Here is a 14,642-nt window from a genome sequence, read left to right as displayed (position 1 = left end):
TTAACTAGTTATTAAACCACTCTTCTTCTCTAACGTAACTTCTAAACCAAGGCCTAACTTTTGGCATAACCTCTGGAATAAACCCTTTAAATTGGGTTCTCGTTTCTTCTAATTCTTTAGCTAGTAAAAAAGCACCAGCAAAGCCTGATGGTATATCACTCCAGTTTGTATGCTGCCTCAACTCTTCTAGAATTAAACGCATCACATCTTTTTCTTCACCTTGAGGAATTGTTCCAATTGCTTTAATAGCAGATGGTGAAGATATCTTTGATGTTCTTATTAATAATCTATAAGCACTATCTGCGATTTCAGATAAACCTCTAGAAACTATACGAAGTGGGACTGTTTCCCGGCTCAAATACACCAAAGGTCTTAAGTTTTTATCTGCAAGAGATGGTTCTAAATTAATCCAATCAAAAAGAAAGTCTTTATGTTCTTTCCATTCTTTAGGTATTTTTTCTTCAAATGTTTCAATATCATCTTTGATGCTTTCAAGTTGGCGGAATAATTCGGGCATTCCATCTGCTGTAGCATTTATCTCATTATAAAGAACTGATATTGCTGAAGATTTACAGCACCTCTCAAACAGTGCCATTTTTGCAATAAGCTTCAGGTCTACAGGCATTTGTCGGACACTTGCTATCATATTTCGCATGCTAATAACATTTAGCATACGCTTCACAATTCTTGGATTACCTTCAACACTTTTAGACGTGGCCAATAGTGGTGCTATACGATCAGCCACAGTAAAATCATTTAAAAGGTTTATTGTATGTGGACCATCAAGGTCCAGGAGTAGTAAAGCATTCTCCACGCTAATTGGATCTTCTTTCCAAGAAAGTCTCAAATTGTTTTCTAAGCCAGTTCTTAAATTTTCTATTTTAATCTCTTGCTTTCCATACGTTTCATGAATTGATGCATAAAGTAAAAATAAGTATGCTCTAACTTCACGAGTACTAATTTTAGGAACTTTAACTGGAAATTGAATTAACTTGTCCAAATAGTCTGTGATATGTTTTTCATCTATACCACTGAAATGTTCTTTTACTGCATGTCGCACCATGTCTTCATCAGCTGCTATCACAAAAGCAGTATTGGGCATAAATAAAAATAAACGTAATGACTCCAACGTTTGTATAGTCTGTTTCGGTAAACATCTATCTAGATTGTCTACAAAGATGACTATTTTCTTATTAAATCCTATAAGCAAATCTGCAAACTCTGTTTTTAAAGCAGCTATTTCCTTTGGTGCAGATGTCACTTCTTCATTCAAAAGCTCTTTTAAACTACTTTGACCATCTTTTAATATCTTACTTATGGCTTCACCATCTTCTGAGTCAGCCTTCCCTTTAATGCCATCACCAATAGCCTCAACAGCCTTATATGCAGCCCCAAAAGTAGGAACACCAGCCATCCAAGAAGCACCTTCTGCGGCCAATGCTAAAATTCGTAATTTATTTACTCGTTTAGTTATTGTTTTTGTTTTATCTAAAAGGGTCTTATTACCCTCCACAAGCTTAGCTATTTCTAAGGTAATAAATTCAATTAAAGCAGCTCTTGCATCATCAAAACCTTGATAAAGCCATGCATCAAACTTAATAAGAATATAATCCTCTTTTTTCTCTGATTGCAGCCTTTGCTCAATTAAATTTAATATCGTTGATTTACCTGTCCCCCATGAACCAAATACTCCTATTGAAATTGGTAACATTGTAGGATTTTTTAATACATTAACTACAATTTCAGAAGCTTCTGAATAATTCAAGAAATCCTGTTTTGACTCAACATCAGACCACATTTTTCATCTTCATAATTATTTATTCAGAATAAACTATATTATTATTTCCCTACATTCAATTATATAACACATTATTTCTTATATTTTAATCAATTATTTTTCACAAAAAATATATAAATCTCCCCTACCCCGCACATGAGAAAAGTAAACCAGCCACACTTAACAGAGCAACCATAAGTATAATCATACCTTTAGTCTCTGACTTATTTTTGCTTTTCATTCTGCACAAAGCTGCTATACCCGCACCAATCAGAAATAAGATGCTAATGAGCATAACAATGGCTATCATTATTCCATGACTAATATTTGCAGCACTCAACATAACTTTTAATGCCTATTTTCTTAAAAATTTATATAAATTTCCTTATCTATATTTGGGCTGAATATTATTTTCTTTAATAATTTTTACGATCGAGTAAAGCACAGAACGCTTGACATGCGTATCGTTATAACTATTTTGATGATCAAAACCTGTCATCTTAAAGACCTGCTTTACACCTTTTTGTTTTAAGGGCGCACAACCAGATTGATAAGGTACTGTGCCATCTCCATCTGCGTCTTTATCTGATATTTTAAAAGTTCCAAATTTTCCGCTGGTTAAACGAATATATCTCAAACCATTATTTTGTTTGGTATTGGCTTTCATATAATACATTGCACCCTGCCCCATATACATTGCATCCTTGGCTACACCTTGATTATAAGCTTCTACTTCTTGTGCACTCACCCTTGGCAATCGTTTCATTTGCTCAGCGGTTAAACCTCTTAATGCTTGGTCTAGGGTCCATGTCAGTGTCCCAAAACTAGAATGTTTAGAGTCATGCCCATAATTGGCATAGGTACATGCATGATATTGATTAGTAATTTTGTCATGAAACTCTTTTACCTTTTCAATTTTTTTAATATAAACATCTTTCACCCTCTTTTTAGGATTATCCTTTGCTACGATCTTGGCAGGATCAATGAGTTCTTCTTTGACCATCTCCCACCAGACACCATCGGCTTTATAAATCTCTTCATAAGGATCACTTTTAGGTAGAGCTACCACATTGGCTTTTAAGTCTTTACCATTCATCAATCCTGAGCCATTGAGAAATAGCCAAGGCCGGCCATTGTTATAGGCCTTACTTGGTAATAATTCTAATCCCCCTGGCGCATTGGACAATACTGCTGTCACATGTTCAGTGTTTTTCCCTAGTACATAAGCGGGGATAGCACCCACATCGGCAGAACCTGTCACAATTCGACGATACGCTGCAGCTGCGCCTTCTGCAGGCATTACACCATGCACCACGCCCGCAATATCAGCACCACGTAATTGAACTAATCTCCGTGTCAGTAATCCGCCCATTGAATGGGTGACAATAATGAATTTATGAAACCTTGCACCATACTCTTGTTTAATTTTATCGAGCTTTCCGGCAACAATAGCTGCACCATTTTCACTGGATTGTAGCCAGTTATAGCCCATGGCATAGACAGGAAAGTGAAAACTACTTAAATGCTTAATATCCTTTTGATCGATCGGCGTAAAACCTTCCTGTGGGTGCCACTTTCCAGATTCTGACTTGCTTAACAGACTCTTCCATTCATATACGAATTCTTGCAATTTCATCTGTTGATAGATGCCATACCCTGCCGTAGCCCCACTAAAGTTAGGGGTACCATAGTCTTCTTTTTTCTCCACCTGAATATTATTTAAGGCAAGATGCAGATAGGTCAAAATCCCACCATAACTATCCCAGTGAACCGTTCCCCAAAAGCGTTTTCTCAGAGTTTCTTCTGTTAATTTCAACCGACTATCCGCAAATATTTCACCACCAGTATCTACTTTGGTTTTCTGCGGATTTAATTCCTGTTGTAAGGTGGCAGGATCTTTTTTCATTTGCTGCATTAATGTTTTAACAATTCCGCCACCATTCCCCACCATCCAAACAGGCTTGTTTAATTCGGTATTAAAAATATTTGAACCCATAATGCCTGGGACAAAGATAATGGGAATGGTGTCTTGTAATGGAATCTCAACATGGGTGCCTGTCTTATTTGATATAGGGCTAGTTGCAGATTTGGTTTGAGAAAGAATATTGTTCGCCATCTTATTTCTCCTTTTTATTATTAGGAGAAACTTGAAGACTTTTTAAAATAAAGTCGTGGAGCTGTATGACATTTTTTTGGCTGATATTCGAATAAAATGACTCATTAGGATTGGTCATTTCCGCACTTTCTAAACTATAGTGAATAAAGGGATCATTGTGATTATCTAAGGTTCCCAAATATTGCCAAGCCCCATCTTCAAATCCACGTTCAGCTAATCCTCTTTCATAAATATGATTGAGAACTTCTTCTCCTGCTAAACCATGAATCACTTTTTGCTGTTCACGAAGATTCTTGACCCCTAACTTTATTTTGGCTATTTCGGGTAAATCTTGCTGATTTTTTTTCATCATAGCAATTAGGGGTTGATCGGATTCATAGGTAACACGATGATTTATATCTATTCGCATTCCAGGATAACTTGGAAATTTAAAATGCAGATAGCCCCCGCCAAATGGAATATTTTTACTCATATCATCGGCTATAAAAAAATCTTTCCAGCAGAGACCTGCCTGTTCCTCACCTTTGGTTGATCTTATTTTTATACTCTTTAAGGTATTTTTCATATCATCTATTGCTTCATCAAGTAAGTCATTACTTGCACCACTTTTTAGTACTAATAGACCTTTTTGAGGGAAGTATAAATAGCCATAGACCTCATATAGAGATGTAACATATTTTCCATCTCTATATACAATAATATGACTAATAGAACGCCCAGCCTGTTGAACCGTACCTGATATTTCCTGTTTGAGTAAGACCCCTTCAGTTTCATGAGGTTCATGCTTTAAATACTGAATTTTATCAGCAATCAATTTTACATAATCATCATAGCCTTTGATTTTTTCATCAAATTCAATATCACTCCCATTGTAATTAAAGTTGCTATATTCAACTTCTGTTTCTTTTGGCACGGTGACTTCAATACGCCCAAAACATACTTTCTTCGGATTACGATAATCAATCACTTGAATTCCTTCTTTCTGTTTCTCAACATTTGAACAAGCACTAAAAGAAACTGCTGTTAAGGTGCTAAGCAGTAAGCTCTTTAATAGTTTCATTCTTAACCATCCTTCGTACTTTATTCTGGAGAAAATACTTCAATATTTAACGCGGTCATCACATCTTTAGAAAAAACACTAGTTTTACCATCTTCACCAGAAACACCTTCAAAAACCTGCCCATCTTCGGCCGTGATTCTGTATCTTAAATTTTTTGCTGGCTCCCCATCTGGATAGTGCAAAATAAAATGTTCGTCATAATTAGATTTCAACTCAGGCATTGCAGGAAGCTGACTAGACAGTGAAGCACCGCTATTCGTCTTGATCTGCCCAGCTTTCAGTTCCATTAAACCTGGACAAGCAATTTCAATATTGCCTCCTTCGATTTTGATGTATCCTCCACCAGCAGTAATGAGGATACCTTTTCCGCTTTCTACTCGTACAAAATCATTGAGTGAATACACATGCATTTGCTGTTTAGAAGATAAAGTCATTTTCCCTTTTTGTGCGGTGACATCCACATCACCTTCACCAGATTTAATCTTGATCCCAGCATGTTTTGCAAAAATACTGATTTTATCTAGTGCCTTTGCAATCCAACTTTTACCAGTAAAGAATTGAAGATTCTTCGGCGTGCTGACATCAATATTTTGTTTTGCTTCGAGCAACATGTTCTCTTTACTGTTGAACACCATTGCCGATTCACTATGTAAAGCGACTAAAGCATCTGAACCTTCATTCCACTGTTCAATCTTTTCTAAAAGAGAGTTTTGTGATTCTAAATCAGGCTCATCAACTTCATGGGCTGACGCGAGTTCTTTAAAATATTGATTACTTTCGTTATGAAACTTTAGATTTTCATTAATATTGGATCTTGTTAACTGTTCACCTTGCGCTTGCTCTGATGATTCTGAAGATAAAAGAATTCCCTTTGATGCACGAATCGCGCCCCATTGATCCGTTCTTAATTCAAAGCCTTCGCCACGACCTTCACTTTCAGCCGTTTCCTTTGGATGGCTTAGATTACCGAGGTTCAGTTGGGTTACACCATGACTGCTGTGTAATTGGGTACTGATTTGTCCAGTGGTATCATCAAAACGTAGTTGGTTAAATCCTTCTCCATCAACTTCTTTTGAACGAATTCCGCTGAGTTTTTTGGTATCGGGCAACTGGCCTTTAATATCAAATTTGGTGGGTGAACGTTGCGCTTCATGAATACGTCCGGTCACAAATGGACGGTCAATATTGCCATCAAAGAAGTCAATCACAACTAATTCATCTTTACGGGGTAAGAATCGTGCGCCATAGCCTTCACCTGCCCAAGGCGTCAGCACATCCACCCAAGCGGAATCGGTATCGCTATCATTTGAACCAGCACCACCATCGTGTGCGTGGTCTTCTGTACGGGTAAATAGAAAACGAACCTTGATCCGGCCCCATTCATCGACATGGATTTCTTCACCGTCACTCACCACTTTGGCACGCTGCACATACGCAGTCGGTCGGTGAAGTAAGGGATCATATTCGGGTACAATCGCAATCGTTCGGCGTACTAGCATTAATTCATTGGCTTGGCGTTCTTGTTCACTGTCTTTACTGATCGTCCAATGACTAAGACTTAATAATTTTTCAACTTGATCTTTGATATCTTTGGGAAGGTTGTTCTGGTTATAAAAATATTTGCTCAGAATTAAAAAGGCTTTATCATTTTGACTATGATTTTTTTCTAATTCCGGGTGCTCATTCAACTGGAACCAATAACCGACCTGCGTATCCCGCACACTGCTGTGTGCAGTAAAGTATTTCGCTTGTAAAGCCTGATATTGATTGAGTTGCTTATTAAGTTTTTCTAATTGGCTATTGCCTGATTTTGTTGCTTGATCTTCACCGTTAAGATCACTGATCCATGCTGGAGAGACACTCCACGCCTGTTCTAGACTTAAGCTTTCATTGTCGCGCTGAGCACTGTGCTGATGTGAGCTAAGCACTGAGCCGCTGCCATCTTCCTGACTTAAACTATCTGCTTGCCAGCGTTGTATATGAATCGCGGTAGGTTGCAATTGGCGTTGGGCAATAAAGCTAGTGATACTATCCGCCTGTTCTGTGGCATTGGAGCGATGGTAACGAATAGATCGACGTTCCAGCGCCTTGAATTGCGCATTATCATCTATTAAACGGAATTTTTGTGGTTCGATACTTTGACTATTGCTTGAGACAATATAATCCGATTCGTCAATTAAAAAGTTAATCGACTCTTCACGTAATAGCCGGGTTAAATATGCAAAATCACTTTCATTGGACTGCATGGAGAATGGACGAATATCATAAGTCTTACTTAAACCGCTGCTGTCTAATTTTAAGCTTGTAGCAAACAAGGCACTTTTCGACTGCCATTCCTTAAAAATTATTTCGCAAATCTCCACAACACTTTTATTCATAAACACGCGGCTATTGCGTCGCTTATGCCATAAACTGGTGGCATCCTGCATGGTCAAACGGTAAAGACTCAAAGCACCGTCGGATTGTCCTTGTGAAGCGCCAGTAATAATTCCCGTTGTTCTAAACAATCTGCCTGAATCAGTCACTTGGTCCACAGCCACTTGGCAACCAATAAACTGTTTGAGTTCTATAAATGGATTACTTGAAAGACAAATTAGCTCTGCGGACAAGCCTTCATTGATTGCATGAAAGCCATCAATACGTTGCAGCATGATTTGGGTATTTAGTGCTGCATTTGAAAATTGAATGCTAATTGCACGTTTTTGAGCGCCAAAACCGAATTTATCTAAGACGCTAAAGATATTATTCAACATTATTATTGCCTTATTCTTAATCAAACTAAATTATCAGAATGATTTGTCTGTATCAATTCTGAACTGGTTTCATTTTGTTTCATCTCAACTAAAAGTTTTCGATAACGCAGAATAATATGTTTCCCAATTTTATACTTTTCTTGTAGCTGTATAATACTGAGCTGTTCCAAATCATGTTGATGCTGTTTCGCCCATTCTATTTTTTGATCTTTAACTTTAATGTTTAAAAATCTTCTTAAAATCATACGATTTCTAATAATATATTTCTCACTACGATTTAATTTTTTTGCAATTTCAGTGATACTTAAATTTAAATCCAGTAAAATAGCCTGATTTTCTAAACGCCACCTTTGAATCTGATCATTACGTTTCGGAAGTCCTAAACGCTGCCTTAATTCTGTTTTCTTTCTAAATATTTGCTCTCGACTTATTCCCAGTCTTGTTACCAATTGATCATTACTGAGCTCAGGATTAAGTAAGTCTTTTTGATGTGATTCTAACCACACTTCTTTTTGAGTTTTCACTTTGGGGATATCTAAAATTTTCCTTAAGCTCATTCTTGCTCTTAAGATCTCACCTGAGGTTTTATCAAATTGCTGTGCTAAGTCTAGGATTGTTTTATCTGATCTTAATAGCTCTTGTTGGTGATCTAACAACCATTGTCTTTTTTGCTGCTTATCATTATGAAATTGTTCAGATAAAGTTTGTCCACCTCGTTCCTTACGGACCTTGTTATAAAGTTTTCTAGCGACAAATAGACTAATACCAAATTTTTCTACTAATTCCTGAACAGTTAAGTTTTCGAATTTTTCTTTATTTTCTTGATACCACATCTCTTGCAGCAATGTAGTTTCACTTTTCCGAAGTTTTTTTCGAAATGGAACTTCAATGAGTTCAGCCAACCACTTTCTATGTTGATAAACCTGATTCCGGTTTAAACCATATTTAACGTTTAAGGCTTTAAAACTATCTTCTAATAGTTCAGCTTGATGCTCCAAAATCCACTGATCATTTCTTTGGACAACATGATGCTGGATATTTAACATGCGTTTAAATTTGCCAATGATACTAAGTGATAAGCCTAACTTCTGGTTTACCTCGGGAATCTTATGGGCTTTGAGAAAAACAGCAATTTCAGGGCTAAGTATGATTGAAAAAACAGGACTCACCCCTCCATCTTTTGGTGTAATACCAGCGGGCCAACCTCGGTAAATCATAATATTCGTTTCTGTCTTTTCCTCTACATAGACATCCCAATATTCGCCCTCCCAATCCTGAATTGTTTTAATTTTAAAATATTTATATTTTCCCATTATTCTTTCAATACTCATCATTAAATATAAATTAGTATTCACAAATTCTCTTACTCATTTTAATACTATCTAATATTTAATTTAAAGATCAAGAATTCACCCAAAATGGATAGTAAATTGACCTATTTTGTATATTTATTTAAAATAATTAAAATTTATATTATCGCTTAAATATAATATAAGATTTAAATACTTATACAATTATCAAAAATAATGAGCTGACGAAGAAAAATTAAAATTATTGGCTAATCAGATACCTACTCTTAACCATTTTTGCTACTCTATTTGTTTTACTTTTCTGCGTTTTACTATGCTCAGTTTATTTGTTTACGGGACTCTAGGACCAAACCGCCCTAATGCCCATATTATGGAAAACATTGGTGGTACATGGGCAGAAGCACATGTATTTGGGACGCTCAAACAACAAGGCTGGGGAGCAGAACTTGGCTTTCCGGGCATTGTTTTAGATCAAAGCGAAAATCAAGTCTCTGGCTTTGTATTTTTCTCAGACAACCTGGAACAACACTGGCAACAATTGGACGAATTCGAAGGTACAGGCTATCAACGTGTGACTGTCAAAGCCCATTTAAACACAGGCGAAATCATTGATTCCTTTGTTTATGCGCTGAATCATTAAGATGGAATTGGCGAAAATTCCATAGGCTCATTAAATTCATCCGTTTGCTTATTTTTTCGCTTGTTTTTTTAAACAAATTCTGTAGAATTCTCGCCACGTTGCCGGCATAGCTCAGTTGGTAGAGCAACTGACTTGTAATCAGTAGGTCCACAGTTCGAATCCGTGTGCCGGCACCATTTCTCGCTTTATTCCCTTTTCTTCCCCATCATTTTCTCAAAATGCGAAATATCAGGATTTAACAGATCCCATTCATTGGCATGGCTCACAAAACATTCTGCTTGCGGTTGATACAGATTTGGATCATCCAGCGTTCCTGCACGAATTGAAATCATCTCTGGCACCAGCTCAGGCAAACCAAACATTTGCGAACCGCAAGTTGGACAAAAGGCACGGCGGATCGGCTTGCCAGACAATCCCAGAGATTCAAAATATTTCAGTTCGCCTTCGATCTTCAGTTCGGATTGATGAAAGAACGCAATCGGCGCATAGGCACTACCCGTCGCCTTCTGGCAATCACGACAATGACAATTAAAACGATAACGTGGCGCAACCTCGGCCTGATAGCTCACCGCCCCACACAGGCATGAACCTTTATATTGATTTGGCATCTTATTCTCACTGTTTTACTGCACTGACCTGAATATAACGTACTAATCCATCCTGATAGAGTTTTCGGCACAACTTGGCAGTCATCTCGATTTTAAACTGGGCAAAATCAAAGCCATGCTTTTCAGCTTTTCGCGACTCAATATATTGAGCAAAACCCTTTAACACCGGTTCGGAAAAATCCTGAATCTGAATGTCGCCAAAACCCTGCTGCGCCAAGGTCTGCTCAAGCTGCTGCTGATCCAGCAGCTGCTGCCAATGCACATCGGCACTTTTTAACAGATAGCGATATTGCTGCTGTTGAAGATATCCACAGTTTGTCCAGTTCTCTGACCACATTAGCGTATGAAAAGCGATTCGGCCTTTTGAATTTAAAACCGAGGACACGGCATCGAGAAATGAATTCAAATCACTGTGATAAGCCGCATCGATACACAGCACCGCATCAAATGAATTCAAAAGTGGCAATGCTTTTAAATTCAAAAAATTTTCACAATAAATTTGCACTTGCGGTAAGTATTTTTGAATTCGTTGTACACAGGCAGGCTGCAGTTCAACTGCGCTGAGTTGCTGAACCTGGTACTGCTGTAACCAGTGCAACAGGCTGGCCCCTTGTCCACAGCCCAGATCCAAAACACGATCTGTGGATTTGAGTTGCAGGGAGACAGCGATCTGATCGGCCAGACTTTGGCAAGCCAGCGGATAGTTATGATGCTGGTCCTGCCAAAAGCCCAAATTGCTCCAGGCAAGCGCTGCGTCATCTCCGAGATGCCGGGCATCAATGGCATATTTATGCCCGATGACTTTTTCAATCAGTGCCTGCTTGAAGGAGCGCATATTAATAACCGAGTTCGGGTGCAACCTTCACTTTTGGTTTTAGCCCAACAAAAGGTAACGGCGCACCTAAAATTTCAGAAATATGCATGGCTGAAGTGACAGCCGATTCTAAAATTGGCAAACCATCACATGACCACGAACCACAATAAAACACTTTACGATTCTGGTCTAAATGACGCTGCTGGATCTGTTTATTCAACGCGACCGTTTCCGAGTCCACCACCGCACGGGTCAGTTTGACCTTGGAAATGATTTTCTTCGGATCAATGTCAATGACTGGACACCAGGTCTGGAACACGGCATTTTTACCGACCAGTGTCGGTTCAATCGAGTTAATCCACACGGTAAATTGCTGACGGGTAAATTTACGGTCCATCATATAGCTGAGTACCGCCCAGTCTTTACGGCGTTGCGGCATCACAATCGGGTCGGTATGAATGACCAGATCACCTTCTTCAAAACGGAATTTTTTCAGCAAGGCAATATCTTCAGCAAACTGCGGCTGTTTCAGGAAACCTTCAATCGCGGGGGTTGGCGTGGCAATCACCACACGGTCAAACAGCTGACGCTCGCCCTGGTCATTTTCCACCAGCACTTTATCGCCCTGCTCTTCCACTGTCTTCACCGGTGAGCCGCTATGGATCTCAATGCCATCAATCAGGCGGCTGACCAACGCGGGCGTACCGCCTTTCATCCGCAATAAGGCTTCACCTTCGGTCAACTGGCGAATAAATTCCAATAAAGGTTTGGCTGGCCATTCACCAATGGTCTTGGGATGACAGGTGCAAATGGTATACAGCACCGGCATCACCGTACCATGCCAGAACACTTCCTCAATATGATATTGATTCATAAATTCGGCTAAGGTAATGTCCTGCTTGTCTGACTTAAAGAATTGGTGTACTGCCGTTTTCAACTGCAACATACCCTTGACCAGACGCCAGCCATATTGCTGGATGCCTTTACGGTTATTAATAATCGGGAAATTACCAATGCGGCTGCGTGAGGTGGTGAGCCAGGTCTCTGTTTTATCTTCAAACAGCCAGCTGCACGCCATAAAAGTACGGACAGGAAAGGTTTCAATACCTAAGTAGCTGGCCAGACTCAGGGTGTTCTGCCACAGCTTTGGATTCATGACACGCAAAGGTGCATCAATAATGCCACCATCAAAGTCAATACTATGACTATCCATGCCTCGACCTGCGAGCGCTTCGAATATCGTTACTTTATGTCCTGCATCATGTAGGATTCTGGCTGAGGCAAGTCCTGCCATTCCACTGCCAATAATTGCAATATCCAAAATTATGTCCCATCAGTTGATGATTTTTCTTGATTATGACTGATACTCGGGCCAAATACGGTATTAAAAAATACCAGATTCAGCATTTCAGGCCGTGTTTTGTTGAATTTCATTGTTCATTTATTGTTACATTTTATCACAATTCTGATTCTGTACTTAAGCCAATGAAACTATTCAAAAAATTACCTTTTAGGCCACAAAACTATACAGAACATTCTTTATTTTTTCATTTTCAGAGCTTTAGGGGCTTTGCAAAGCACAAATTTAGCGCTATTCTTTTGATATAAGAACGAGAACAAAGTCACATAATAAGCTGAATAATTATAAGTGACAATAAATTAAAAAAATCAATAGAGGACCCTTATAGCGAAAGCCCGTCACACTTCAAAGTGTGACGGGCTTTCTTACATAGGCTGGATTTAACTGTGCAATCAAGCCTCCATATGGCCAAATTTACCGCTATTGAAATCACGTACAGCTTCAACGATTTCCGCTTTGCTGTTCATGACAAACGGACCATAACCTTCAATCGGTTCATTGAGTGGCTGACCGGTCAGGATCAGGAATTTACTGTCCTGTTCGGCCTTGAGGCTAAACTCGATATCTTCACGGCTCAGCACCACCAGACTTGGCGCTTCAATGCTTTGGTCGTCATTCAAGCTCACTTTCCCAGACAGCAATACCAATAAGGTGGTATGGCCTTCGGTCACATAAAAGCTGTGTTGCTGACCCTGTACAATCGTGCCATCCCAGACATTGACCGGACTAAAGGTGGTCGCGGCGCCATCAACGTCCTGATATTGACCTGCAATAATGCGCATTTCACTGCCTGCATCATCCAGTGCAATATGCTGAATCTGGTCGGCTTCAATGGCCTGATATTTTGCTGGCGTCATTTTTGAATGTGCAGGCAAATTGACCCACAGTTGCACCATTTCAAACAAGCCGCCCTCGTGGGCAAATTCAGGCGAATGAAATTCCTGATGCAGAATCCCGCCACCAGCCGTCATCCATTGCACATCACCCGCTTTAATGGTCCCACCACCACCACTGGAGTCTTTATGAGTCACTTCACCTTGGTAAGCAATGGTGACCGTTTCAAAGCCACGATGCGGGTGTGAACCGACTCCATGTTGCGCTGTGGTTGGATCAAAACGATAAGGCGCAGCGTAGTCCAGCAACAAAAATGGACTCAGGCTCTGGCCTAAACGGTCATACGAAAACAGGTTATACACCGGGAAACCATCACCGACCCAGTGCATGTGTTTGTTCTGATACACACCAAGAATTTTCTTCATCTGGTTTCTCCTATAGAGTAGAAGTTCTGCTGTTGGATGTTATTTTACGCCTGCAACAGAGGGGCTTATAGCCTCAGAATGGCAACACATTATTCTATCTATAGGACAATTTAAAATTAAAAAGCTTATTGAAAGCTAAATATAATCAATCATCCTATTTTTGATATTGTTTGTCTCATTTTTTGTGCTTCATCTGACTTAAAAATTTAACTAGCATAATTTCAAGCAGTACGGACATTCATCTTCTTATCCGTCTTCTTCTTTACAACAACATGAGGATACAACAATGGCTAAAGACTATATTCGCCTAGACAAAGACAACGCAGCGGTTCTTTTGGTCGATCACCAGGCTGGCCTACTTTCACTGGTTCGTGATATTGATCCAGACAAATTTAAAAACAATGTGCTGGCCTTGGCAGATGCGGCAAAATATTTCAACTTACCGACGATTTTAACCACCAGCTTTGAAAATGGCCCGAATGGCCCACTGGTGCCTGAACTGAAAGAACTGTTCCCGGATGCGCCTTATATTGCCCGTCCAGGTCAGATCAATGCCTGGGACAATGAAGACTTCGTCAAGGCGGTGAAAGCCACCGGTAAAAAACAATTGATTATTGCCGGTGTGGTGACGGAAGTCTGTGTGGCATTCCCTGCGCTGTCTGCCTTGGCAGAAGACTTTGAAGTGTTTGTGATTACCGATGCGTCAGGTACCTTTAATGCGCTCACTCGCGATGCCGCGTGGGACCGTATGTCACAAGCCGGCGCACAGCTGATGACCTGGTTTGGCATGGCCTGTGAACTGCACCGTGACTGGCGCAATGACATCGAAGGTCTGGGGGCTTTATTCTCGAATCACATTCCGGATTACCGCAATTTGATGACCAGCTATTTCACCAACACCGCAGAAAAATAAACCGCCCTATTAAGATCAGGACAGTTAATGCT

At 39.6% G+C, this 14,642-nt stretch carries 11 protein-coding genes and 1 tRNA gene; 3 read left to right on the top strand and 9 right to left on the bottom strand.

Annotation, left to right across the window (positions count from 1 at the left end; all coding sequences use genetic code 11):
- Nucleotides 1-4 precede the first annotated feature (4 nt).
- The 5 genes from JO943_RS07115 to JO943_RS07095 form a co-directional block, all read right to left on the bottom strand.
- On the bottom strand, nt 5-1,798 hold the full coding sequence (locus tag JO943_RS07115) for a P-loop NTPase fold protein (RefSeq protein ID WP_032873550.1): 1,794 nt from the start codon (nt 1,796-1,798) through the stop codon (nt 5-7).
- Between the two features lie 364 nt (nt 1,799-2,162).
- Nucleotides 2,163-3,893 (bottom strand): esterase/lipase family protein, encoded by a 1,731-nt coding sequence (locus JO943_RS07110; protein WP_202740390.1) that lies wholly within the window; start codon nt 3,891-3,893, stop codon nt 2,163-2,165.
- Between the two features lies 1 nt (nt 3,894).
- Nucleotides 3,895-4,953 carry a T6SS immunity protein Tli4 family protein gene (locus tag JO943_RS07105; RefSeq protein ID WP_032873543.1) on the bottom strand — a complete coding sequence of 353 codons (1,059 nt, stop codon included), beginning with the start codon at nt 4,951-4,953 and terminating at the stop codon, nt 3,895-3,897.
- A gap of 20 nt (nt 4,954-4,973) precedes the next feature.
- The gene (locus JO943_RS07100; protein WP_032873541.1) at nt 4,974-7,706 is read right to left on the bottom strand and encodes a type VI secretion system Vgr family protein; all 2,733 of its coding nucleotides are present in this window, start codon (nt 7,704-7,706) and stop codon (nt 4,974-4,976) included.
- A gap of 20 nt (nt 7,707-7,726) precedes the next feature.
- Entirely contained in the window at nt 7,727-9,061 is a 1,335-nt protein-coding gene (locus tag JO943_RS07095; RefSeq protein WP_320407884.1) for a hypothetical protein, read from the bottom strand.
- Nucleotides 9,062-9,329: 268 nt separating this feature from the next.
- Between JO943_RS07095 and JO943_RS07090 the strand changes: the two genes are divergently transcribed.
- Together JO943_RS07090 and JO943_RS07085 are read left to right on the top strand one after the other, a co-directional pair.
- Entirely contained in the window at nt 9,330-9,656 is a 327-nt protein-coding gene (locus JO943_RS07090) for a gamma-glutamylcyclotransferase family protein (RefSeq protein WP_202740389.1), read from the top strand.
- Nucleotides 9,657-9,756: 100 nt separating this feature from the next.
- A tRNA-Thr gene (locus JO943_RS07085) sits at nt 9,757-9,832 on the top strand.
- Between the two features lie 9 nt (nt 9,833-9,841).
- On the opposite strand, the gene JO943_RS07080 is transcribed toward JO943_RS07085, so the two are convergent.
- From JO943_RS07080 to JO943_RS07065, 4 genes are all read right to left on the bottom strand, one after another.
- Nucleotides 9,842-10,264, bottom strand: a complete 423-nt coding sequence (locus JO943_RS07080; RefSeq protein ID WP_005227807.1) for a GFA family protein — start codon at nt 10,262-10,264, stop codon at nt 9,842-9,844.
- Between the two features lie 7 nt (nt 10,265-10,271).
- The gene (locus tag JO943_RS07075) at nt 10,272-11,099 is read right to left on the bottom strand and encodes an SAM-dependent methyltransferase (protein ID WP_202740388.1); all 828 of its coding nucleotides are present in this window, start codon (nt 11,097-11,099) and stop codon (nt 10,272-10,274) included.
- Between the two features lies 1 nt (nt 11,100).
- Nucleotides 11,101-12,399: an FAD-dependent oxidoreductase gene (locus JO943_RS07070; RefSeq protein ID WP_005282532.1), complete on the bottom strand. Its 1,299-nt coding sequence runs from the start codon at nt 12,397-12,399 to the stop codon at nt 11,101-11,103.
- A 431-nt stretch (nt 12,400-12,830) separates the two neighbouring features.
- Entirely contained in the window at nt 12,831-13,697 is an 867-nt protein-coding gene (locus JO943_RS07065; protein WP_005282529.1) for a pirin family protein, read from the bottom strand.
- Between the two features lie 286 nt (nt 13,698-13,983).
- Between JO943_RS07065 and ycaC the strand changes: the two genes are divergently transcribed.
- On the top strand, nt 13,984-14,610 hold the full coding sequence (gene ycaC / locus JO943_RS07060) for an isochorismate family cysteine hydrolase YcaC (protein ID WP_004657244.1): 627 nt from the start codon (nt 13,984-13,986) through the stop codon (nt 14,608-14,610).
- Nucleotides 14,611-14,642 lie beyond the last annotated feature (32 nt).

The organism is Acinetobacter sp. 'aerobic (ED)' (assembly GCF_904886855.1).
Lineage (GTDB): Bacteria > Pseudomonadota > Gammaproteobacteria > Pseudomonadales > Moraxellaceae > Acinetobacter > Acinetobacter courvalinii.
This window is presented reverse-complemented; position numbering and strand designations above follow the sequence as displayed.